21 protein-coding genes are annotated in these 22,930 nt (G+C 70.6%); 16 read left to right on the top strand and 5 right to left on the bottom strand.

What is annotated here, in order from left to right; all coding sequences use genetic code 11:
• Positions 1-20: 20 nt before the first annotated feature.
• Complete coding sequence (locus ACEY2A_RS07585) at positions 21-1,829, top strand: DUF222 domain-containing protein (protein ID WP_374927997.1); 1,809 nt, start codon at positions 21-23, stop codon at positions 1,827-1,829.
• Here the strand turns inward: ACEY2A_RS07585 and ACEY2A_RS07580 are convergent.
• Both ACEY2A_RS07580 and ACEY2A_RS07575 read right to left on the bottom strand, forming a co-directional pair.
• Entirely contained in the window at positions 1,715-2,341 is a 627-nt protein-coding gene (locus tag ACEY2A_RS07580) for a 2'-5' RNA ligase family protein (protein ID WP_374927996.1), read from the bottom strand. The genes ACEY2A_RS07585 and ACEY2A_RS07580 overlap by 115 nt on opposite strands.
• Before the next feature lie 80 nt (positions 2,342-2,421).
• Entirely contained in the window at positions 2,422-3,153 is a 732-nt protein-coding gene (locus tag ACEY2A_RS07575; RefSeq protein WP_374927995.1) for a type 1 glutamine amidotransferase domain-containing protein, read from the bottom strand.
• A gap of 191 nt (positions 3,154-3,344) precedes the next feature.
• Between ACEY2A_RS07575 and ACEY2A_RS07570 the strand changes: the two genes are divergently transcribed.
• Both ACEY2A_RS07570 and ACEY2A_RS07565 read left to right on the top strand, forming a co-directional pair.
• On the top strand, positions 3,345-3,902 hold the full coding sequence (locus ACEY2A_RS07570) for a PH domain-containing protein (protein ID WP_374927994.1): 558 nt from the start codon (positions 3,345-3,347) through the stop codon (positions 3,900-3,902).
• Entirely contained in the window at positions 3,899-5,710 is a 1,812-nt protein-coding gene (locus tag ACEY2A_RS07565) for a PH domain-containing protein (RefSeq protein WP_374927993.1), read from the top strand. Before ACEY2A_RS07570 ends, ACEY2A_RS07565 begins: the two co-directional genes overlap by 4 nt.
• A gap of 63 nt (positions 5,711-5,773) precedes the next feature.
• Here the strand turns inward: ACEY2A_RS07565 and ACEY2A_RS07560 are convergent, their stop codons facing one another.
• A complete protein-coding gene (locus tag ACEY2A_RS07560) occupies positions 5,774-7,399 on the bottom strand; it encodes a dolichyl-phosphate-mannose--protein mannosyltransferase (RefSeq protein ID WP_374927992.1) in 1,626 nt (541 codons plus the stop codon).
• Between the two features lie 81 nt (positions 7,400-7,480).
• Between ACEY2A_RS07560 and ACEY2A_RS07555 the strand changes: the two genes are divergently transcribed.
• The 5 genes from ACEY2A_RS07555 (at position 7,481) to ACEY2A_RS07535 (ending at position 12,771) form a co-directional block, all read left to right on the top strand.
• Entirely contained in the window at positions 7,481-8,176 is a 696-nt protein-coding gene (locus tag ACEY2A_RS07555) for a succinate dehydrogenase cytochrome b subunit (protein WP_374927991.1), read from the top strand.
• A 24-nt stretch (positions 8,177-8,200) separates the two neighbouring features.
• A complete protein-coding gene (locus ACEY2A_RS07550) occupies positions 8,201-10,411 on the top strand; it encodes a fumarate reductase/succinate dehydrogenase flavoprotein subunit (RefSeq protein ID WP_374927990.1) in 2,211 nt (736 codons plus the stop codon).
• Positions 10,408-11,139: a succinate dehydrogenase/fumarate reductase iron-sulfur subunit gene (locus ACEY2A_RS07545; RefSeq protein ID WP_374927989.1), complete on the top strand. Its 732-nt coding sequence runs from the start codon at positions 10,408-10,410 to the stop codon at positions 11,137-11,139. Before ACEY2A_RS07550 ends, ACEY2A_RS07545 begins: the two co-directional genes overlap by 4 nt.
• Positions 11,140-11,351: 212 nt before the next feature.
• Positions 11,352-12,029 (top strand): DUF998 domain-containing protein, encoded by a 678-nt coding sequence (locus ACEY2A_RS07540; RefSeq protein ID WP_374927988.1) that lies wholly within the window; start codon positions 11,352-11,354, stop codon positions 12,027-12,029.
• 385 nt (positions 12,030-12,414) lie between these two features.
• Positions 12,415-12,771: a hypothetical protein gene (locus ACEY2A_RS07535; protein WP_374927987.1), complete on the top strand. Its 357-nt coding sequence runs from the start codon at positions 12,415-12,417 to the stop codon at positions 12,769-12,771.
• On the opposite strand, the gene ACEY2A_RS07530 is transcribed toward ACEY2A_RS07535, so the two are convergent.
• A complete protein-coding gene (locus ACEY2A_RS07530; RefSeq protein ID WP_374927986.1) occupies positions 12,699-13,208 on the bottom strand; it encodes a hypothetical protein in 510 nt (169 codons plus the stop codon). The genes ACEY2A_RS07535 and ACEY2A_RS07530 overlap by 73 nt on opposite strands.
• A gap of 110 nt (positions 13,209-13,318) precedes the next feature.
• On the opposite strand from ACEY2A_RS07530, the gene ACEY2A_RS07525 reads away from it, so the two are divergent.
• The 4 genes from ACEY2A_RS07525 (at position 13,319) to ACEY2A_RS07510 (ending at position 17,019) form a co-directional block, all read left to right on the top strand.
• Complete coding sequence (locus ACEY2A_RS07525; protein ID WP_374927985.1) at positions 13,319-14,473, top strand: hypothetical protein; 1,155 nt, start codon at positions 13,319-13,321, stop codon at positions 14,471-14,473.
• Positions 14,474-14,515: 42 nt separating this feature from the next.
• Complete coding sequence (locus tag ACEY2A_RS07520; RefSeq protein WP_374927984.1) at positions 14,516-14,788, top strand: DUF2277 domain-containing protein; 273 nt, start codon at positions 14,516-14,518, stop codon at positions 14,786-14,788.
• 26 nt (positions 14,789-14,814) lie between these two features.
• Entirely contained in the window at positions 14,815-15,687 is an 873-nt protein-coding gene (locus ACEY2A_RS07515) for an SGNH/GDSL hydrolase family protein (protein ID WP_374927983.1), read from the top strand.
• A gap of 174 nt (positions 15,688-15,861) precedes the next feature.
• Positions 15,862-17,019: a hypothetical protein gene (locus ACEY2A_RS07510; RefSeq protein ID WP_374927982.1), complete on the top strand. Its 1,158-nt coding sequence runs from the start codon at positions 15,862-15,864 to the stop codon at positions 17,017-17,019.
• Positions 17,020-17,025: 6 nt separating this feature from the next.
• Here the strand turns inward: ACEY2A_RS07510 and ACEY2A_RS07505 are convergent, their stop codons facing one another.
• Positions 17,026-18,249, bottom strand: coding sequence for a helix-turn-helix domain-containing protein (locus ACEY2A_RS07505; RefSeq protein WP_374927981.1), 1,224 nt, complete (start codon positions 18,247-18,249; stop codon positions 17,026-17,028).
• 101 nt (positions 18,250-18,350) lie between these two features.
• Between ACEY2A_RS07505 and ACEY2A_RS07500 the strand changes: the two genes are divergently transcribed.
• The 4 genes from ACEY2A_RS07500 (at position 18,351) to ACEY2A_RS07485 (ending at position 22,856) form a co-directional block, all read left to right on the top strand.
• Positions 18,351-19,478 carry a ferredoxin reductase gene (locus ACEY2A_RS07500; RefSeq protein ID WP_374927980.1) on the top strand — a complete coding sequence of 376 codons (1,128 nt, stop codon included), beginning with the start codon at positions 18,351-18,353 and terminating at the stop codon, positions 19,476-19,478.
• A complete protein-coding gene (locus tag ACEY2A_RS07495; protein WP_374927979.1) occupies positions 19,475-20,833 on the top strand; it encodes a fatty acid desaturase family protein in 1,359 nt (452 codons plus the stop codon). The genes ACEY2A_RS07500 and ACEY2A_RS07495 overlap by 4 nt, the downstream gene beginning before the upstream one ends.
• A gap of 320 nt (positions 20,834-21,153) precedes the next feature.
• Entirely contained in the window at positions 21,154-21,972 is an 819-nt protein-coding gene (locus ACEY2A_RS07490) for a DUF6318 family protein (RefSeq protein WP_374927978.1), read from the top strand.
• A gap of 299 nt (positions 21,973-22,271) precedes the next feature.
• The gene (locus ACEY2A_RS07485; protein WP_374927977.1) at positions 22,272-22,856 is read left to right on the top strand and encodes a hypothetical protein; all 585 of its coding nucleotides are present in this window, start codon (positions 22,272-22,274) and stop codon (positions 22,854-22,856) included.
• Positions 22,857-22,930 lie beyond the last annotated feature (74 nt).

The raw sequence follows: 22,930 nt of genomic DNA, 5'->3' as shown, positions 1-22,930 counted from the left end.
CCGGGGAAAGGGGGCACGCGATGGACGACCTGTTCGATGGACTCCGCGCGGCGCCCGCTGCGCCGGGGGTGGCCGCGCCCGGTGGCGCGGTTGCGGGGCAGGATCCGGCGGTGAAGGCCCGTGAGCTGTTGGCCCACGCGCACACCACCCTGGACGAGCTCATGGCGACCATGGCCCTGCTCGGTGAGCGCCCCGAAGAGCTGGGCACCCCGTTCCTGGAGTGGCTCGTCAAGGAAGTCCAGACCCTCGGCAACCGCCACGACCGACTCCGCGTCCGCGCTCTGGACGTGGTCCGTGTCACCCGTGAGGTGGGGAACGCGCACCACAAGAACGATGCCCAGTTCACCGCCGGCCGCACTCGTACACGACGTCATCAGGCTGGGCGGGATGCTGACCTGGCCAAGGCCCTGGGCAACCACACACCCACACCCCCACCGGGCCCCGGCAGCGACGGCGCGGGCGGCGCGGGCGGACCGAGCGGTCCCGGCAGCGACGGTCCGGGACTGCTGAACGGTGGCCACAGCAGCGGCAGTCCTACCAGTGGGCTGGTGCAGACGCCGACCGCGGCTGCGTGGGACGCGGGGCTGATCACGCGGGATCACGCGTTGATCATCACCCGCGCACTGAACGACCTCCCCGACCACCTCACCACCGAACAACGGCACACCGTCGAGGTGGACCTGGTCGCCAAGGCCAAGCAGATGAATCCCACCCGCCTCGGGAAGGCAGCCAAGCGAGCCCTGGAAGCACTCAACCTCCCGGTCGAGGAGGTCGATGCGCATCACAACGAGCTCGTCCACGCCGAGGAAACCGCAGCGTGGGACGCCGCGAGTTTCTGGATGAAGGACAACCGCGACGGCACCTGGTTCGGCCAGTTCACCCTGCCGGCCCTGCAGGCCCAGATGCTCAAGAAGGCCCTGGACTCCATGACCAGCCCCCGCCGCCACAACAAGGGCCAGGCCGGCAGCAGCCACGCTACGGGCGGCGTGGGTGGCGGTGAGGCGTTCGGCCCCACCAGTTCGCAGACGGCGACCGGTTCTGCGTGGACGGGTGATGTCCGGTTCGACCGGGAGCTGCGTGACCAGCAGCGGGGTCAGGCACTGGCCGAGTTCATCGACCACCTGCCCACCGACCACCTGCACCCCAAGATCAACACCATCCTGCTGGTCACCACCGACCTCGACACGTTGCGGGGCCAGACCGACCGGGTCGGAGTCACCGACACCGGAGACGACGTCTCCGCCGGACAGGTCCGCCGGCTGGCGAGCAACGCGGCCCTGATCCCGATCGTCATGAACGGCGCCAGCGTCCCGTTGGACCTCGGCCGCAAACGACGATCCTTCACCGAATCCCAGAAAGCAGCCCTGGCCACCAAGTACAGCGAGTGTGCGGAGGAGGACTGCGACCGGCCCTTCGCCTGGTGCGAGATCCACCACGCCGACCCCTGGCGACCGGTCTACGCACCCGACGGCACCCTCCTACACCCCGGAGGAGGCAGAACCGACCTCTCCAACGGCATCCCCCTGTGCGGCAGACACCACCGCCAAATGGACGACCCCCGCCTCAAACACACCATCACCTACGACGCCAAGGGACGAGCCACCATCCGCTTCACCTGGCGACGCCCCGGCGAACCCTGGAAGCACACCAAGTACGCACACAACCCCACAGCACCCGGTGACCCGACAGGAGCCCCCTCACCGGCTCCGGCTGCTCAGCCGAGCGGCGCGGTCCCCACCACCTCGTGCAGCGGCCCTCCCGAGCGCCCCTCGCCCAGCTCCGAGATCACCAGCTCCAGCTCCGTTGCCCGCCAGGACGGTCCCCTGTAGACGGACAGGGCGCGCACCGCATCGGCCAGCAGGACCTGTGTGGGGTCGGGCTGACGCGGTACACCCCGGCGGCGCCGTGGGGGACGCGGCGCCCGGGCGGAGACGCGTGCCACGGTCAGGTGTGCCCGCCGGCGCTCGTGCGGTTCGTGCCCTGGTCGGCCGTGGTCGTCCGCCGATTCCGGGCGCACCCCCAGCAGGTCCTCGGCCATCAGTCGCCGGAGACGGTCCACGTCACCTCCCACCCCCATCCACAGTGTGCGACCGCTGAACGAGCCCGCGCCCGAGAGCTGCAGCTCCAGCGGCTCGTGCGCCCTCGCGAGGGTGGTGAGCCCACCCAGCACCCCGGGCACGGCTCCCTGGGGCACGTCGGGGTGGAACGCCAGGGTCAGGTGCCACTGGTCGGGGTCACCCCAGCGCAGGGACAGGCCCGCACCCAGGCGCACGTCATCGAGCGCGGCCGCGAGGTGCTCCCGCACGGCGTCCGGTGGGCGCAGGGAGACGAAGAGGCGCATGACCCCATTCGACCACCTGGCACTCCCCACGGCGCCCGTGCCCGATGCGGGGGCTCACCGCCGGGCGCCGATGCGGGGGCTCACCGCCGGGTGCCCACCGGCGCGGTGCGTCGCGCTCCGAGGTCCGCCACGAGTCGCCGCGCCAGGTGTCCCGAGGACTGCGGGTTCTGTCCGGAGTACACGTTTCGGTCCACCACCACGTGGGGCCGGAACGGCAGGATCGCGCGCCTGTAGTCCACCCCGACGGCACGCAGGCGGTCCTCCAGCATCCACGGCATCGAGTGGGCGAACCGGGTCAGCCGTTCCTCGGAGTTCGAGAAGGCGGTCATCACTCGCCCCCGGAACGGCGAGATGTCCATCGCCTCCGCCGCCGGCAGGATCGCGGCCGCCCCGTGGCAGGACAGCGCCACCACCCGTCCGGACGCCACCCGGTCGGCCAGCATCGCCCCGGCCGTCGCGTCACGGGCCAGGTCCTCCATGGGCCCGTAACCCCCGGCGTAGAAGACGAGGTCGTAGGCGGCCAAGTTGAGCGCATGCAGGTTCTCCGGGGCCCGAAGCAACGGCGAGAGCCGCTCCACGGCATCGAAGAAGCCCTGCGTGCGCGGGAACAGCCCACCGGCCTTCCCCAGACTGGCCTCGTCGATCACGGCTGGCGCCCCTCCGGGAGTGGCCAGCGCCACCTCCCACCCGGCATCCGTGAACACCTCGTGCGGCGAGATGAACTCCTCGGCCCACACGCCTGCCGGGTGGCCGGAGCCGTCGGACAGCGTCAGCTGCCTGGCTGCCGACAGCACCATCAGGACTGAGGTCATGCACCTCTCCTCGTGGTCGTGGGGCACCACCCGTCGCACCCGGCCGGGTCACTCGGGACGCTGCCTCCAGACTCGAGCATGGAGGTCCGCGCCGGTCGTCGCAACGGGAGCGCCCAGAGCCCCCGGGGTGCCGGTGGTGGTCCCTCTGAGGGAGTAGCCCTTTCCCGCCGCGGGGACTGCACAATGGGCCGGTGACCACACCCCCCGGCAACGCCCCGCAGCTCGTCGCACCTTCCGGCCGCGCAGAGATCGCGGTGCTGGAGGAACCCCGCCACCGCGTCTCGCCCAAGGCGCCCGCGTACTGGCGGCTGTGGTCGTGGATCTCACTGGCCATCACCCTGGTCATCTCCGGCACCGTGCTGGGCGTCTGGTGGCTGCTCGCCGACGGCGCGCCGCCGTGGTGGGCCTGGAGCATCGCGGGTCTCTGGCTGGCCATCGACATCATCTCGCTGATCTTCGCCCCCACCATCCGCTACCGCGTGGCCCGCTGGGAGGCCACGCCCGACGCGATGTACACGCGCACCGGCTGGCTCAACATCGACCGCCGCATGGTGCCGCTCGCCCGCATCCAGACCGTCGACGTCTCCCGGGGGCCGATCATGCGCCGCTACGGGCTCACCGACGTGAAGGTCACCACCGCGTCCTCGCAGGGCGACATTGAGATCGAGGCGCTCGACGACGTGAACGCCCAGGCACTGCTCGAGGAGCTGACGCGCGCCGCCGCCGCCGTGCGGGGTGACGGCACGTGAGCACACCCATGAACTGGCGCCCGCCACACGACCCGGCGCTCGAGCCCTCCCCGCAGGACCCGGCGCCGCAGCACCAGGCCCCGCAGCACCCGGCCCCGCAGGACCCGGCGCCCAATGCCGAGGCGACGCTCACCGCATCGGACCTGCCGACGGCCCCTGGGCACCCGGGCGAGCCCGACGGGGGCGGGTGGAAGCGCCAGAACCCCCGCATGTTCCTGGTCTACCCCTTCAAGGCGGTGGGCTCCCTGCTGCCGCTGCTGCTGGTGCTGCTGTTCACCCAGCGCGGCGACGCGATCGGCCAGCTGTTCGGTGCGGCCTTCGCCGGTGTGATCGCCATCGTGGTGACCCTGGTGCAGTACTTCACGCTGCGCTACCGCATCACCCACGACACCGTGCAGGTGCACCAGGGCCTGTTCACGAAGGAGACCAAGACGGCGCGGCTGGAGCGGGTGCGGTCCATCGACGTGGAGGGCAACCTCCTCATGCGGATGCTCGACCTGCGCACCATCAAGATCGGCACCGGCGTGGACGACGGGCAGGTGGAGCTCGAGGGCATCCGCACCCGCGACGCCGAGGAGCTGCGCGAGGGCCTGCTGCGCCGCTCGCGGGAGGTGCGCGCCGAGCGGGGGCTCGATGCGGTGACGCCCGCCCCCGGCGCCGCCTCGCCCGGGTCGGGGGTCACCCCGGAGGGGCATGCGGGGCCGGTGGTGCTCGGCAAGGAGTCGGCGGACCGGGCCGACGGTGCCGCCCACGGCGACGCCCCCGAGCAGAGCCTCGTGCGCTGGCGGAACGGCTGGATGCGCTTCGGCCCGCTGGGTGCCAGTGGGCTCGTGGTGGCCGGTGTGGTGCTGGGTGGTAGCGCCCAGTTCCAGGACGAGATCTGGCGTTCGGACCTCGGGCAGCGGATCGGTGGCCAGCTGGTGGAGCGGGCACAGGACCTGGGCATCGTCGCCAGCATCGTCACCGTGCTGGTCGTCGGTGCGGTGATCTCGCTGCTGTTCTCGCTGACCGCCTACGTGTTCGGGTGGTGGGGGCTGGACGTCACACGGTCCGCGCACGGCACCCTGCACGTGCGGCGTGGGCTGGCAACCACCCGCTCGGCCACCATGGAGGAGCGGAAGGTCCGCGGCGTGGTGGTCACCGAGCCCTGGCAGCAGCGGTGGCAGCGGGGCGCCTCGCTGGACGCCATCGTGACCGGCGCCGAGGGCGGCAGTGTGGAGGTGCTGCCGGTGGTGCCGCGCGACACCACCCGTGAGGTGGCCGTGGACGTGCTCTCCAGCGGGGAGGACCGGCCGGCGCCGGCGGGGCTGTTCACCATGGACCTGGTCTCGCACGGGCCGCGCGCCCTGCGGCGGATGGTCGTGGCGGCGATGCTCAACACCTTCTGGTTCGGGCTGCTGCCCTCGGCGGTGGCGATCTTCATGCTGCAGCGGTACGCGTCCGAGGACTTCGTGCTCGACCGCGACTGGTGGTGGCTGCTGGGGTGGGCTGCGTTCATCGCCGTGGTGAACCTGGTGCCTGTCTACCCGGCCTGGCGCTCCCTGGGGCACGCCGTCACCGACCACCACGTGGTCTTCCGGCAGGGGGCCATCCTGCGGCAGCAGCTCGCGCTGGAGACCGAGGGGATCCTGAGCTGGAACATGGCGCAGTCGTTCTTCCAGCGGCGGCTGGACCTGTGCACGCTCACCGCCACGGTGGCCGGTGGTGCCGAGGGGTACGACCTGCCCAACGTGCCGGTCGAGGACGCCGTGCGCCTGATGCGCGCCGCGTCGCCCGAGCTGCTGGGGGAGTTCACCCGCGCGGCGTGAGCGACGTGCCACGCAGGGGGCGGCACGGTGCACCCGTGCCGCCCCTGGCGTCGTCCGGTGGGTTCAGATCCAGCTGGCGAACCACATGCGGTCACGCCACTCGGAGTACGGGATCACCTGCGCGGTCCAGACGGGCCAGAAGTACCAGAAGTTCAGCACCACCAGCACCAGGTAGGTGCCCACGGCCCAGATCCCCCAGCGGTGCCGCAGCGCCAGCCCGATGACGAACACCACCGCCAGCACCATGAACGGCTCGAAGGCGATCGAGTAGAACTGGTAGATCGTGCGGTGCTGCACCGGCAGCCACGGCAGCCAGCCGGACAGGATGCCCACCACGATGGCGCCGGCCCGCCAGTCGCGCTGCGCCACCCACCAGAAGAGCAGCACGAAGAACGCGAGCGTCGCGACCCACCAGATGGACACCGAGCCCACCGAGCTGATGGCCTTGGAGCACTTCTCCACCTCGCACCCGGCCTCCCCGAGCCCCTTGGACTCGTAGAAGAACGAGGTGGGCCGCAGCTGCAGCGGCCAGCTCCACGGGCTGGAGCGGTAGGTGTGGTCGCTGGTCAGCCCGAGGTGGAAGTCGTACATCCGCACGTGGTACTCCCACAGCGAGCGCAGCGGCGTCGGCAGCCACTGCACGCCCTCGCCGGGGTTCTCCACGGCCCACTGGCGCAGGTACCCGTCGGAGCTGCGGAACCACCCCACCCACGAGGCGGTGTACGCCACCAGGGCCGAGGCGCAGACGGCCACGAACGCGAACGGCCCGTCGCGCAGCACCAGCCCCGCCGACCACGGCTGGGAGACCCCCGCCCGCCGCCGGGCCATCACGTCCCACAGCACCGTCATCAGGCCGAACGCGGCCAGCGCGTAGAGCCCCGACCACTTCACGCCCGCCGCCAGACCCAGGCTGATGCCGGCCGCCCAGCGCCACGGACGCAGCCCCAGCCACGGGCCCAGCACCATCCCCACGACAGGGCGACGCACCCCCCATCGCCAGGCGTCACCGCCGTACAGGGCGGCCACCTTCCGCGCGAGGATGCGGCGCGATGCGGTGCGGTCCAGCAGCAGCATCCAGAAGCCCACCAGCACGAAGAACATGAGCACGATGTCGAGCAGGCCGGTGCGGCTGTGCACGAAGTGGTGCCCCTCCAGCATCGCCAGGAAGGACGCGAGCGTTGCCAGCGTGGCCGAGCCGAACAGCTCCCAGGCCACGCGCCCGATGATGAGGATCGACAGCGTCCCCAGCACCCACACACCCACGCGCCAGCCGAAGGAGGACTCGATGCCGAAGGCCACCTCACCCGCGGCGATCACCCACTTGCCCACCGGGGGGTGCACCACGAAGTCGGCCTTGTCGTCGTACACGGTCTGCCAGTTGCCGGTGGTGAAGTGCTCGTCCGGCTCCTCCATGCCGTCGGGCTTGTCGCGCTCGTAGCCCCACTCGGCCAGCGACCACGCGTGCTTGACGTAGTAGGTCTCGTCGAAGACCAGCTGGTGCGGCTCGTGGAGGTCCCAGACGCGCAGGCCACCGCCCAGGACCATGCACAGCAGGGGCCCGATCCAGGCCCACATGCGGATGCGGCGCGCGATCCTCCCGCGGCGGGCGAGGGGGCCGATGAGGTCCTCGGTGAGCTGCTGCTCGAGGTCCGGGGCGGCCGGCACGGCGGCACCGGAGGAGGGAGGCATGGCTCGCATCCTAGGGGTACCCGCGGCGGGGGTAGGTGTGCCTCACCCGGGCGGTCTTGGGGCAACAGTAGAATCCGCCTCGTGGCACCTGACAACGCGGCTCCGACAAAGCGGTCGGCCACCACCACGACGATCTGGAACAAGATCCTCATGGCGGTCACCGGCCTGATCTTCATCGTCTTCGTGCTTGGGCACATGCTGGGGAACCTCAAGATCCTCCAGTCCCACGAGGCGTTCGACACCTACGCGCACCACCTGCGCGTGCTGGGGGAGCCGATCCTCCCCTACGAGGGCGCGTTGTGGATCATCCGCCTCGTGCTCGTGGCCGCCGTCCTGGCCCACGCCCTCATTGCGCTGAAGCTCTGGGGTCGGGCCCGCAAGGCCCGCGGCACCCGGTACGCCGTGCACAAGGCCGTCACCTCCACCTGGGCCTCGCGGACCATGCGCTGGGGCGGTATCGCGCTGCTGCTGTTCGTGATCTTCCACATCCTGCACTTCACCACCAAGCACATCCACCCGCAGGGCAAGCTGGCCAGCCCGGCCGCCAACTACGTGGAGAGCTTCGAGATCTGGTGGGTGCTGCTCCTCTACGTGGTCGCGATGATCGCGCTGGGCCTGCACATCTTCCACGGCTTCTTCTCCGCCGCGCAGACCCTCGGCTACACGACCACCAAGAACAGCCCGGCGCTGCGGACCACCGGTGCGGTCATCGCCGCCCTCGTGGTGATCGGCTTCCTCGTGCCGCCGTTCGCGGTGTTCTTCGACCTCGTCAACTGACGCGCCTGCAGGAGGGCTACAGACATGGCAACACTCTTTGGTGACAACGCTCCCTGGAAGCGCAACCGCAAGGACGACGAGGCCCGTCAGGGGCAGGACGACGAGAGCCGCCGGGACGCCTCGGCGCAGGGTGACGTCCCGGCCGCCTCCGAGGGCGCCTCGGACGTGACCGGTCCTGCCACCGGCTCGCGCGACGCCTCGGGCTCCGAGGACCGTGCGGTCCAGCAGGCGGTGAACAAGTCCGGCGAGCACACGAACGACCCGTGGACCGTGGGTGACCCCATCGCGGACACGAAGGCGCCCAAGGGCCCCATCGAGACCCGGTGGCAGCGCCGCCAGTTCGAGGCCACGCTGGTGAACCCGGCCAACCGTCGCAAGATCGACGTCATCATCGTGGGCACCGGCCTGGCCGGTGCTGCCGCGGGCGCCACGCTCGGCGAGGCTGGCTACAACGTGAAGTCCTTCTGCTACCAGGACTCGCCGCGCCGCGCGCACTCGATCGCCGCGCAGGGTGGCATCAACGCGGCCAAGAACTACAAGAACGACAACGACTCGGTCTTCCGTCTCTTCTACGACACGGTGAAGGGTGGCGACTACCGCTCCCGTGAGTCGAACGTGTACCGCCTCGCCGAGGTGAGCGCGAACATCATCGACCAGTGCGTGGCCCAGGGTGTGCCCTTCGCCCGCGAGTACGGCGGTCTGCTGGACAACCGCTCGTTCGGTGGCGTGCAGGTGCAGCGCACCTTCTACGCGCGTGGCCAGACGGGTCAGCAGCTGCTGATCGGCGCCTACCAGGCACTGGAGCGCCAGATCGGTGCCGGCACCGTGGAGATGTTCAACGCCCACGAGATGCTCGAGCTCGTCGTCATCGACGGCAAGGCGCGCGGCATCATCGCCCGCAACCTGCGCACCGGTGAGATCGAGACCCACATGGCCGATGCGGTCGTGCTCGCCACGGGTGGGTACGGCAACGTGTTCTTCCTGTCCACGAACGCGATGGGGTCGAACGTCACCGCCGCGTGGCGTGCGCACCGCAAGGGTGCCTTCTTCGGCAACCCCTGCTACACGCAGATCCACCCCACCTGCATCCCGCAGTCGGGCGAGCACCAGTCCAAGCTGACGCTGATGAGTGAGTCGCTCCGCAACGACGGCCGCATCTGGGTGCCCAAGGACGCGGCGGACTGCGACAAGGACCCGCGTGACATCCCGGAGGAGGCGCGCGACTACTACCTGGAGCGCATCTACCCCTCGTTCGGAAACCTCGTGCCGCGTGACATCGCGAGCCGCCAGGCCAAGAACATGTGCGACGACGGTCGTGGTGTGGGTCCGGCCATCGCGGAGACCTCCCCGGAGGGCGAGGAGCGCGAGGTGCGCCGCGGTGTGTACCTGGACTTCGCCAGCGCCATCGAGCGCATGGGCCAGGACACCGTGGCCGCCAAGTACGGCAACCTCTTCGACATGTACGAGCGCATCACCGGGGAGAACCCCTACGAGGTGCCGATGCGCATCTACCCGGCCGTGCACTACACGATGGGTGGCCTGTGGGTGGACTACGACCTGGAGTCCACCATCCCGGGTCTGTTCGTCACCGGTGAGGCGAACTTCTCCGACCACGGCGGCAACCGCCTCGGTGCCTCGGCGCTGATGCAGGGTCTGGCCGACGGGTACTTCGTGCTGCCGAACGTCATCAACGACTACCTGGCCAAGCAGGGGCACAGCGAGATCGACGCCAACCACCCCGAGGCCGTGGCGGCCCGCGAGGAGGTGGAGGCCCGCGTGGAGAAGATGCTCAGCATCAACGGCACGCGCACCGTGGACTCCATCCACCGCGAGCTCGGCAACATCATGTGGGAGTACTGCGGCATGGAGCGGACCGATGAGGGTCTGCGCATCGCGATCGAGAAGATCCGCGAGCTGCAGAACGAGTTCTGGACCAACGTCAAGGTGCCGGGCGCCGCGGCGACGTTGAACCAGTCGTTGGAGAAGGCCGGGCGCGTGGCCGACTTCCTGGAGCTCGGTGAGCTCATGTGCATCGATGCGCTGCACCGCACGGAGTCGGCCGGTGGCCACTTCCGTGCCGAGTCGCAGACCGAGGACGGTGAGGCCCTGCGCAACGACGAGGACTTCGCCTACGTGGCGGCCTGGGAGTACACCGGGGCCGGGAACTCGCCGATCCTGCACAAGGAAGAGCTCGAGTACGAATTCGTCGAGATGAAGCAGCGGAGCTACAAGTGAGAATCACACTGAAGATCTGGCGCCAGGACGGCGCGAGCGACGCGGGCCGTCTGGTCACCTACGAGGTGGACGGCGTCACGGAGGACATGTCCTTCCTGGAGATGCTCGACGTGCTCAACGAGGAGCTCACCGAGGCCGGCGAGGAGCCGGTGGCGTTCGAGTCCGACTGCCGTGAGGGCATCTGTGGTGCCTGTGGCTTCATGGTCAACGGCATCGCCCACGGCCCGGAGCGCACCACCCTGTGCCAGCTGCACATGCGGTCCTTCTCCGACGGGGACACCCTCACGCTGGAGCCCTTCCGCGCGACGGCCTTCCCCATCGTCAAGGACCTGGTGGTCGACCGCAGCTCGTACGACCGCATCATCGAGTCCGGCGGGTACATCTCCGTGAACACCGGTGCGGCCGTGGATGCGAACTCCACCCCGGTGCCGAAGGTGGCGGCGGACCGTGCGTTCGATGCGGCGACCTGCATCGGCTGTGGTGCCTGTGCGGCGGCCTGCCCGAACGCCTCCTCGATGCTGTTCACCGGCGCCAAGATCACCCACCTGGGTGAGCTGCCGCAGGGTCAGCCCGAGCGCGAGGCCCGCGTGATCTCGATGGTGAACCAGCAGGACGAGGAGGGCTTCGGCGGCTGCACCAACATCGGTGAGTGCGCGGCCGTGTGCCCCAAGGGCATCCCGCTGGACGTCATCAGCCAGCTGAACAAGGACCTGCGCCGGGCGCTCTGAGCCCGCCCGCTCCTCGAACCGCCCACCGGCCCCGCGCCGGTGGGCGGTTCGTCCTCTCCGGGTGGAAGAACCCCGGTGCGACGGGTGGTGACCGTCCGGACACGCATCCTGCGCTCCGCCAGGGCCAGTCGGCGTGATGGCGCCCGACGTCGGCCAGGGCTCCGTGCTGGGGCAGGATGAGCCCGACAGGGCGAGCGCGGGGAAGGGGATCCATGGTTGATCGGGAGGGCGTGTCGAGGTGGCGATGGGGTGCGTGGCTCTGGGTGGCCAGTTCCGTCCTGGTGCTGGGGCAGCTGGTGGCCGCCGCGGCGTGGCCTGACGGATACTCACTGGCCCGCAACGCGATCAGCGACCTCGGAGTGACCGCATGCGGGGAGTTCTCCGAGGGAGGCGCTCAGGCCCGTCCTGTCTGCTCACCGTGGCACGCTGTCTTCAACGGAAGCATGGTGCTCACGGGGGTACTGACGGCACTGGGCGCCGCGGGCCTGTGGGGGCACTGGCCCGGAGCAACAGGTCGGCTCGCCATGGTCCTGATGGGTGTGGCGGGGATGTGCATGGTGGCGGTGGGGCTGGCTCCCTGGGACGTGCGACCGGAACTCCACGACATCGCAGCCCTGGGCACGGCCCTGGCGCAGTGGGGTGCCATGCTGCTTCTGCTGGTGACCACGCGGGGCTGGGTGAGGGTGTTCACGGCGGCGGCGCTGATCGTGTCGGTGGTCGGTTTCGTCGCCTTCCTCGCTGCCCTTGACGGTGCGGAGGTGGCGGCCCTGCCGTTCGGGGTGGCAGAGCGCCTCGGTTTCGACACCCTGACGCTGTGGACCGTGGTGATGGGAGGCGTGGTGCTCGGCTCCGTGCGGCGGCCGGTTGCACACACCCCCCTTCGGGCGTGATGGGCGTCACGGTTGCCTGGGGGTGGTGGGAGGTGTTCACTCTTTCCATCAGCGATCTCGCTGTGAGCATTCCCCGCACGGGGGACATGGGAGGGGGTTCCCGGTGGGTTCCATGGCCAACAGCTCGGTGTCCGTCCAGTCGTCGGCTGGCGCCATGTCAATGACACGCTGGGCGCATGGTGGCGCGCAGGTGTCCGTCCTGGCGGCAGTCACCACTCTCCTGGCCGGGTGTGGAGGAGACAGCTCGGCGTCCGAGGTCTCTTCGTCACCGGCGACGTCGGTCAGCGAGTCCTCCGCGAGCGAGTCGTCCACCGGTTCGGCCCCGCCCTCCTCGCACGGTGGCGAGTGCTGGCCCGCAGCCCCCGGCGCCCAGGTGTGTGGCGGCATGACCGCCACGGCCCTGGAGGATGCGAAGGGGGAGCGCCTCCCGCTGCCGGACACGCTGGAGTTCACGGTCCTGCCCGCCGTCGACGGCGATGGTCACCTGCTGGAGGCCAGCATCCGCGGGTGCAACCACTGGAGCACCCCTCTTTCCGGAGAAGCGCCCCAGTGGACTCCGCGCCTGCAGGACAAGGTCGTGTCAGCGATGGGTTGTGAGTCCTCGTCCCCCGAGGACGCGCTGGCGGAGGCGATCCTGGACGCGCCGTTCACGGCCGAGGTGCAGGGCGATCAGGTGGTCCTGCGTGGCGATGAGGGCAGCCTCCACCTGGCCTCCGCCACGGGAGAGAGCGCCAGCGACTGACCTGTCACGAGTGCGGCGGCTTCCGGCTCGGGGCGGACGCGGGCCCCATCGCCCCCATGGCATGCTGTGAAGCAGATCACGTCATGGGAGGAGCAGGTCATGCGCAGGTCAACGGGTGGGCGGCGCGTCACGATGCGGTCGATGGTCGTGCTGGCGGCGGCATCGTTCGCGCTGGTGGGGTGTGACTCGTCGCAGGAGGGACCGGGGGACGGGGGCTCCACCCCGCCGGCCGAGTCGTCCTCGGAGCCGACGCCGCACATGTCCACCTGCGGCAACTGCACGGAGCCGCACAGCGAGGCTCCGAGCAGCTCGCCGACCAGCACCTCGGACGAGACGCCCAGCAGCTCGCCGACCAGCACCTCGGACAGCCCCCCGGAGAACTCGCTGACACAGTCGCTCACGTCGCCGGGTGCGCCTGCGCCGGAGCCGTCGGCCACGCTCCACACCTCGTCGGCCACCTGAGGGGAGAACGATGCGGTCGATCCCTCGACTCCACGGAACCCGCCGCCACAACCGACCCGCTCGACACGGCCGCCGGGCTCGCCACGTGATGGCCGCTGCCGGGGCGACCCTTGCCCTGGCCCTGACTGGGTGCACCGGTGGGGGTGACACCGAGGACGGGTCCGCGGACGGTGCCGCCGAGGGTGCATCCGGGAGGTCCACCAGCGCAGCCTTCTCGGGCGGGGGGCAGCCCAGCCCCGAGGCCTCGGTGGAGGAGCCGTCCGGGTCGCCCGACGCCGACCGGGGCGGCTCGGCTGACGGGGCGGGCACGCCATCGGCACCGGGTGAGGAGGTCACGCCATCGGCACCGGGTGGGGGCACTCCATCGGCGCAGGAGGACGTCGCCCCATCGGACGAGGGTGACGAGGGCACCCCATCGGAGGAGGCCACCGATCCCGACCTGCCCTACAGCGCCACCCAGCAGATGGGTGCCCCGCAGGCCGACCGGCGGGCGGTGCAGGAACGGCTCGACGGGCTGATGGGCCGGTACGCGGCGGAGATGACCTCGGTGCTTCCCTCGGTGGAGCCGCCGGGCACGGAGGTGATCGATCGGCGGGCGTGGGCCCTGGGGTCCACGGGTCACGTGGTGTGCAGCGGCCAGGGGTCGCTCACCTGGGCATCGGGCCCGCCGGACCGGATGGCGGACGACCACACCCTGCCGTGCACCTCGGACTGGGGCGTGCCCGCCGTCGAGGCGCCGCGTGGACCGCGGGCCGACCCCAACGCCGTGCGGGGTCTGCCCGCCCGCCTCCACCAGCAGCTCGCCCTCGCCCCCGATGAGGGGACGCAGGCCTGGGTGGGCACGCACGTTCCCCTGGCACAGGACGAGCCCAACCCGCAGCTGTCCGAGCAGCGCGCCGAGGTGCTCGAGGCACTGGGCGAGGCACCCACCACCGCGGCCGACCGGGGCGTCGTGGAGTTCGACGGCCAGAGCGAGGAGTCCGCCGAGCCCGTCGTGGCCACCTTCCAGGCCCAAGCCGGGTCCGTCTACCTCATCGAGGCGCACTGTCGCGGCACGGGGGAGGTGGACCTCACGGTCATCGTGTCCACCTACATGGAGTTCACCGAGAAGGTGCCCTGCGATGGGGACGCCCGCGCCATCTTCACGGCCTACGCCACCGTGCCGATGAGGGAGCTGCACCTGGAGCCCGAGGAAGGCACCCGGGCCGTGGTGTCCTTCCAGGTGGCCCACCAGGAGTGAACGCGCCGCCACGGGCCGAGCCCGTGCGGCAGGATGGTGGGCATGTGCCGCAACATCCGGACCCTGCACAACTTCGAGCCGCCAGCCACCGACGAGGAGGTCCAGGCGGCCGCGCTGCAGTACGTGCGCAAGATCGCCGGCACGCGTGACCCCTCGCAGGCCAACCAGGCGGCGTTCGACCGGGCCGTCGAGGAGATCAGGGCAGCCACGCAGCGGCTGCTGGACGGTCTGACCACCTCGGCGCCGCCGAAGGACCGCGAGGAGGAGGCCGCCAAGGCCCGTGCCCGCGCCCAGAAGCGTTACGGTGCTGCGTGAGCTCTGACCACGACGGAGGGGACAGCGTGAGCACCGCAGCACCGCTGGAGGGCCGCATCTGGCAGCGCTACGTGGCGCTGGGGGACTCGTTCACCGAGGGGCTCGAGGACCCCACGGACGACGACCCCGACGCCCACCACGGCTGGGCCGACCGCCTGGCCGCCCGGCTCGCCCTGCGCAACGCCAGCCTGACCGATGAGGCCGGCGCGCCCGCCCCGCAGCCCTTCGGGTACGCGAACCTGGCGGTGCGCGGTCGCCTCATCGAACAGGTCACCGGGGAGCAGCTCGAGGCCGGTCTGGCCCTGACCCCGGACCTGGTCAGCCTCTCCGCCGGCGGCAACAACTACCTCCGCCCGCGGGTGAACCGTGATGCCGTCATCGACCAGCTCGAGGACGCCGTCGCCCGCATCCGGGAGACCGGGGCGGACGTCCTGCTCATCACCGCCCCGGACATCTCTCGCACGCCGGTGCTGCGCCGGGTGTCCCCGCGGTTCGCCGAGTTCACCGCGAACGTCTGGGGCATCGCCCAGCGCTACGACTGCCACGTGGCCGACATCTGGACCCTGCGGGCCCTGCGCGACGCGCGGATGTGGGCTCCGGACCGCATCCACTTCAGCACCGAGGGGCACCGCCGCATCGCCCAGCAGGCCGCGTGGACGCTGGGGCTGGAGGTGGAGGGTGCTGCCGAGCGCCGCTGGAACGAGCCGCTGCCGGAGGTGCCACCGCTGACCCGCTGGGAGTCGCTGCAGGCCCATCGTGAGTGGGCCGGACTGCACCTGCGTCCGTGGATCCAGCGGCGCCTGACCGGTCGTTCCTCGGGGGACGGCCGGATGCCGAAGCGCCCGGTAGTCCGTGAGGTCGACGTCGCGCGTCTCGAGCCGGAGCGCCACCGCATCTGAGCGGCGCACCTGGGACGGCGCACCTGGGACGGCGTATCACGGCGCGGTCACAGGTGAGCGCGCCGAGCGTCCTGCGGGCCGCCGGGGTGGCACGATCCGCTCGTGACCCGATCCCCGCGCCCGCGGCGTCCCCTTGCCCGCACGACGCGTTCCGCTCTGGTCGGCGCTGGTGTCGTGACGGGCCTGCTCGGCCTGGCCGGCTGTGCCCCGCCCGACCAGCCGCCGAACCCGCCGTCGTCCGCCGCGACTGACTCACCGGATGCGCCCGCCGCGTCCCCCTCCTCCGACCCGAGCCCCTCGTCCGCCGAGGCTGACTCGCCGGATGCGCCCGCCGCGTCCCCCTCCTCCGATGCGGTGGGCCCCGCCCCGTCGGCGTCCGGTCCGAGCACCCCCTCCGCCGAGTCCAGCGCCGAGCGCTCCGGGGAGCTGTCGCCGAACCGGGCACACCTCATCGCGGCCCTGCGGGTGGCCTTCGACCAGCCGGGCAGCACCGCATCGCACGCCGGCCTGCTGTCGGGGGAGGAGGTCCTGGCCGACGGGGACCTGCCGGTCACCCTGACCCTGTCACCGGGCGCGCACGAGCTCACCGTGCTGTGCAGCGGTGACGGCGCGGTCTTCGCGTCCACCGAGCAGGTGGAGCCGGAGTTCGTCTACGGCCCGCCGGAGGAGGAGCTCGCAGCCGGTCCGCAGCACCCGCCCGGCGCGGTGGCCACGGCCACCTTCGCGGCCTTCGGTGACCAGTCCGAACCCGCAGACCTCGAGGCCTGCACCGACGGTCACGTCTCCCGTGCCACCGCCCGCGTGGACGTCGTACCGGGTGAGGAGACCGTCCTGTGGCTCGAGGCGTTCGACGACGGTGACCTGGCGGTCGCCTACTCGGTGGCACCGCTGGAGGACGCCACCGCTGGCCCTGGGGCGCCGGGGCCCGACGAGGCGCCCTCCGCCGCCCAGCTCCGGGCCGTCCGCGCGGCACTCGCCCCCTGGCCCACCACGGGGCAGGCGCACCGGGCCGTCTTCCCGCTGGCCCCTGCCGACGAGGACGGGGACCACCAGCTGGTCACCTTCATGGCCCCTGCGTACGGCGAGCGGATGGCCGTGACCGTGCACTGCCAGGGCGCCGGGTGGCACGAGCTGGCCCGGCAGGAGAGCCGCGGCAGCCTGGACAGCGTCGAGCCGTTCGCCCCCCAGGAGTGCGAGGCCGACCGGCTGCTGTCCCGCCCCCACGAGCTCATCAGCCACGATGAGGTGGGCATGGCCATCTACGTGAGCGGACCCGGTCCGGGGGAGGAGCCGCTCGCGATGTCGTACTCGGTGGACCGGGCGGCGGGCTGAGGTGGGTCAGCCCTCCTCGCCCGCGGGCGGCGACACCAGCGTCGCCAGCAGGATCGCCGCGGCCGCGCGCGGGTCGTCGAGCTCCTCGCCGAAGAGCTCCCGCACCTGCGTCATGCGGTAGCGCACGGTCTGCGGGTGCACGCCCAGGTGCGCGGCCACCAGGGAGCGCTGGCCGCGCAGCAGCATCCACAGCCGCAGGGTCTCCACCAGGCGCTCGCGAGTGGGGCCGTCCACCGCATCGAGAGGGGCCAGGGCGGACGTGGCCAGGGCGGCGGCGGCCACCGCGTCGCCGTGCACCACCAGGTGGGGCAGCACGTCCACGAGCTCCTGCGGACCCGGATCGGTGACCATCGGGTCGACGGGCACCACCACCCAGCGGGATGCGAGGCGCCAGGTCTCCGGGGCGTCGCTGCGGTCGACCACCGGCGTGACCAGGCAGCGGATTCCCACGTCCCGGCTCGCGGCGCGGGTGCGCTCCCACTCCGAGGCCGAGGGATCGGGCAGCACCAGGGTGCTCCACCCTGAGCCCTCGGGTCCCAGGCCCACCTGGTCGATCACCAGGGTGCGCAGCGGCAGGCGGGCGGTGAGGGCGCCGGTGTCCTCCGCCCGGCAGAGCACCATGCCCACTGCGCGGGGGGTGGTCAGCTCGGCCTGGCGGGCGTACTGGTCCACCTCGGCCGCGCGGGCACCGCGCAGGATGAGGAGTCCCAGGTTGGTGCGCGCCTGGCTGCGCTGCTGGTCCGTGCGCAGCCGCTCCTCGGTGTGCCCGGCGACGGTGGCCGCGGACAGGTCGTCGATGTACGCGAAGGTCAGCGCCGCGAAGGTCTGCAGGTCCTTGGCCGCGAATCCGTGGGCCAGGGCCACGTCGGAGAAGGTCACCCAGCACACGCGTGCGCCCACCCGGTAGGCCGCCAGCACCGACTCCACCGAACGCCCTGCCCGCGCCTCGGTGCGGCCCAGCGAGCGCGCTCCGAGCGTGGTGGCCGAGGTGGGCCCGGTGGACGGGCCGGGGGCCTCGATGAGGTCCAGGAAGCCGTGCAGCGCCATCGACACCGCCTCCTTGAGCACCGCCGAGCGGCCGTGGCGGAACTCCTCGGAGTAGACGGCCACGTCCTGGATGATGGCGGTGACGCTCTCCTGGGACGCGGCCTCCACCGCGGCGCGCAGATCGGCCACCACGGCGGGTGTCCAGAGGGGGTCCGAGCGGGAGTCGGTGGTGGGGGCGCTCATGGGGCCAGTCTGCGCCGACTGTTCTGAGTGAACAAATCTGACGGCAGATCTCCACGCCCGCAGAGGGAGAGTCATCCGCTCGGAGCAGCCAGACTGGAGGCATGACGATTTCCGAGCGCCGCGTGACGCCTCGACCCGGCTGGGTCGAGCGCCTCATCGAGGCCGCCGCGGTGGTGACCACCCCGGTGGTGCCACACGACTACGTCGACATGGTCGCCCCCCTGCAGTCGCGCCAGGTCCTGGTGGCGAAGGTCGAGCGTGTGAAGCGCGAGACCGACCGCACCGTCTCGCTGTGGCTGCGGCCCGGCGTGCTGTGGCGCAGCCACCAGCCCGGGCAGTACATCCGCATCGGCGTGGACGTCGACGGCGTGCGCCACTGGCGCACCTACAGCCTCACCAGCAAGCCCGCCCCCTCCGGCACGCCCGGTGAGGCCGGCCTGCTGCAGATCACGGTCACCCAGGTGCCCGACGGCCTGGTGAGCACCCAGCTGGCGCGCCACACCAAGGTGGGCGACCTGCTGCACCTCGATGCGGCCGACGGCGATTTCACCATGTCCGACCCCCGCCCCGGCAAGATCCTGTTCCTGGGCGCCGGCTCCGGCATCACGCCGATCATGGGCCTGCTGCGCGGGCACCGCTGGCACGGCCCGGACGCTCCGGACGTGGTGGTGGTGCAGTCCGCCCGCACGCCCGAGGAGCGCCTGTTCGCCGACGAGCTGCCCGGCATCGCCGACCGGTTCGGGCTGAAGCTCATCACCCGTCACACGGCCACCGAGGGACGCTTCGCCCTGGACGACCTCGACGAGGCCGTGCCGGACTGGCGCGAGCGGACGGTCTGGGCGTGCGGCCCCGCATCGATGCTGGACGAGTGCGAGGAGTTCTGGGAGGCGGCTGGTCTGCGCGACCAGCTGCTCACCGAGCGTTTCCGCACCGTCGAGATCACGCCCGGTGAGGGTGGCGTGGCCACCTTCGCGCAGGGAAGCTCCGCCACCGAGGTGGACACCGACGGCGCCACCACCCTGCTCGATGCGGGGGAGGAGGCCGGGCTGCTCCTGCCCAGCGGGTGCCGCATGGGCATCTGCCACTCCTGCGTCCTGAACCTCACCGAGGGAGCCGTGCGCGACCTGCGCGACGGCTCGCCCACCCTCGCGACACCCGAGGACCCCACCCTCGTCCAGACCTGCGTCACCACGGCTGCAGGCGACTGCCACCTGGAGGTACCGGCATGACGACGACCCCCATCCGCCGCAACCAGACCGCATCGACCCGCCCCGGACTGGGCGGCTCGCGACTGAAGCCCCAGGCGTTCAGCGACGCGATGCGCGTGAACAAGCAGTTCGCCCGCACCCGGCGCGACACGCGACGCGGGGTCAACCGCATCACCGGCACGGAGAACCCCGAGCGCCACTGGAAGCCGAAGCGCTCCGGTGGCGAGGACCCGGCGGCGCACCTGACGATCGAGCAGATCGAGGAGCTGGGGCGTGAGCTGGATGCGCTGCGCCAGGGCGTCATGGACTCCCGTGGCGCGCGCGACGCGGCCTACATCCGCCGCGTGATCGCCACCCAGCGTGCGCTCGACATGGGTGGGCGCCTCGTGCTGATGGTGGGCAGCCGCACCAAGGCCGGCTTCGTGCTGGGCACGGGTGCGCTCACCGTGGCGAAGATCCTGGAGAACATGGAGATCGGGCACAACATCCTCCACGGGCAGTGGGACTGGATGCGGGACCCGAAGATCCACTCGAGCACCTGGGAGTGGGACCACGCGTCCCCCGCCGAGGCGTGGAAGCACTCGCACAACGACCTGCACCACACGTACACGAACGTGATCGGGCGCGACAACGACCTGGGCTTCGGGATTGCGCGGGTGGACCCGGACCAGCCGTGGCGGCCGTGGATGGTGTGGCAGCCGGTGCTGAACGCCGTGAACGCGGTGACCTTCGAGTACTCCATCGCGCTGTACGACCTGGAGCTCGGCCGTTACCAGGGCAAGCCGCTCTCGGCGTGGAAGCCCGCGGTGCCGGGTCTGGTGGCCGTGGGCAAGAAGGTGGCCAAGCAGATGACGAAGGACTACGTGGTGACGCCGGCGCTGAGCGGGCCGAACTGGAAGTCCACGCTGCTGGCCACGTGGCTGTCCAACCTGACGCGCAACCTGTGGAGCAACGGGGTGATCCTGTGTGGTCACTTCCCGGAGGGTGTGCAGACCTTCAGCCGGTCCTCCACCGTGGGGGAGACCCGCGGTGAGTGGTACCTGCGGCAGATGCTGGGCTCGGCGAACATCTCCGGGTCGCCCCTGATGCACATCATGACCGGCAACCTGAGCCACCAGATCGAGCACCACTGCTTCCCGGACCTGCCGAGCAACCGGTACGCGGAGATCGCGCCGCAGATGCGGGACATCTTCGACCGGTACGGCTTCGACTACGTGACCGGCCCGCTGCCGGTGCAGCTGGCCAGTGCGTGGGGCAAGATCTTCCGCTACGCGCTGCCGAACGGCCAGTGGGGCGAGGTGCGTCGTCGTCCGGTGCGGTCCGTGCTGGCCGGGGCCCGCTGGGCCGTGAAGCAGGCCCTGCCCGGCAAGCGCTGAGGGGTTCGGCTGGGCCGGCTGAACTGTTCCCACAAGGAGTGGTGTTCTGACCGCTGAGCGGGTGGAACACCACTCCTTGTCGTGTCCTCCGGGTTTCACTGAAGCAAAGCGTCCGCTGAGCGGGCGTTCTGCTTCAGTGAAGCGTTGTGCGCAGGGGCGGTCCGAGGGCCAGCGCTCGGGTGCTCGAGCCCCTCTCTCCGCGGGCCGGGGTTGCAGATCTTGGGGAAGTCTTTACCTGAGGCCTGTGGATAACCGGCCTGGGGCCTGTGGGGTCGTGGCATGGTGCTTGGGCACTGTTCCCGAGTTCCTGGATTCTGCTGATGTCTTCTCGTTCCCGGTTGAAGCTTCCTGTGCTGGCGCTGGCTGGTGTGATGTGGGTGGGCGCGTGTTCGTCCGATGACAACGGTGGTGGTGACGAGTCGTCGCCGCCGGTGTCGCAGAGCTCGAGTGCTGAGGAGACGGAGGCGTCCCCGAGCGAGTCCGCCCCGACCGACGAGAGCCCCACCGAGTCGGACCCGAGTGAGTCCGGCGACGGGTCTGCATCACCGACCGAGCCGACTGAGTCCGAGTCCGGAGATGGTGACTCGCCGTCCCCCGAGCCGTCGCAGTCAGGCTCTGCCGACGACGAGTCCCCAGCCCCGTCCGACACCCCGTCCGAGTCGTCCAGCGAGGGCGGTTCCGAGGGCGCCGGTGGCCTCCCACCGATGCCCGCCGCCGCCAAGGAGAACTCCGAAGAGGGCGCCGAGGCCTTCGCTCGCTGGTACGTCGAGACCCTCAACTACCTCTACCAGCACCCCCAGACCGGGATTCTGGAAAAGTACGCCGGCCCCGACTGCAAGGGTTGCGCCACACAGATTCGCGTGATGGAGCGTTCGGTCGAGGAGGGTGAGGTAGCCCAGGGGGAGGTCTACTCCATCCTTGGCTCGTCCTCGCTCGCTAAGGGGAAGGGCGATTTTCAAGCAGTCGTTGCCTTTCGACAGCACCCTGTCCCGTTCGTCAATGATGAGGGAGAAGTGGTGGACGAGATGAGTTCTCATCCCGAGTTCGGCCTCCTTTTCGACCTGGCGTACAAGGACGGGTGGACCGTGATGGCTCAGTACTCGAACGAGGACCCCTCCTATGAGACTGATCCTTCATGATTACCGGTCTTGCCCTTCTTGCCTCGGTGGCGATAGGCGGTGATTGTGATAGGGATCTGGCTGAGTGCAAAGAGATCAATGATGGGATGCTCTTGGGGATGGAGTTACAGGAGGTGGAAGCCTTGGCCGACGAGTTCCCGTCGGGATCGGGCCCCGAACGACCAAGCGATCCCCCAGCCCTGTACTACGAGTATCGCCTTGATCCCATCTGTCCTGGTCGGCACGCGGGTCGAGTGGACGGGAACATGTGCGACTTGGCGAAGGAATCCTGTGACTCCTACCGCGGCGACGGGCCGTATATGGCAGTCGTGAAGCGCGTCATGAGAACTTCTGACAACGAGCCGCAATCCGCTTGGCAGGACCACGGCGAGACGTGCTTCCCGGAGGCTGCGCCCGGCCGTTCGGGGCAGGTTGCTGATGAGCGGATCGCCAAGGCGTTCAAGGTGACGAAGTTCGCCCTGCCGGTGCCGAAGTGGGACCCGCCGCGGACCGACCCGCTGGTGAACAAGCCGGTGTACTTCATGGCCGACTTCGCCGAGGCCGGGTACGAGTCCGGAGAGATCCGCACCATCCCACCGGGAGAGATGCTCGGCCACGAGCTGCGGATCATGCCCGAGCTCAAGAGCGTCACGTACGACTTCGGGGACGGCACCACCAAGGGCCCCACCACCGACAAGGGCGCGGAGTACCCCGACGGGGAGATCACGCACACCTACGAGACAACGGACCCCGTGCAACCGAAGATCACCGCGGAGTACACCGGCAAGTACTCCCTGGACGGCGGCGACTGGCGACCGCTCGGGATCTACGTGGAGGTCGAGAGCGACCCGACGACACTCACCCCGTCAGAGCTGACGACCGAGCTCGTCCAGCCACCGGGCTGAGCCCGAGGAGACATTGTGGTGAAAATCCCGGACAAGGAGTGGTGAAACGACCGCTGAGCGGTCATTCCACCACT

It is taken from the genome of Kytococcus sedentarius (assembly GCF_041937525.1).
Lineage (GTDB): Bacteria > Actinomycetota > Actinomycetes > Actinomycetales > Dermatophilaceae > Kytococcus > Kytococcus sedentarius_A.
This window is presented reverse-complemented; position numbering and strand designations above follow the sequence as displayed.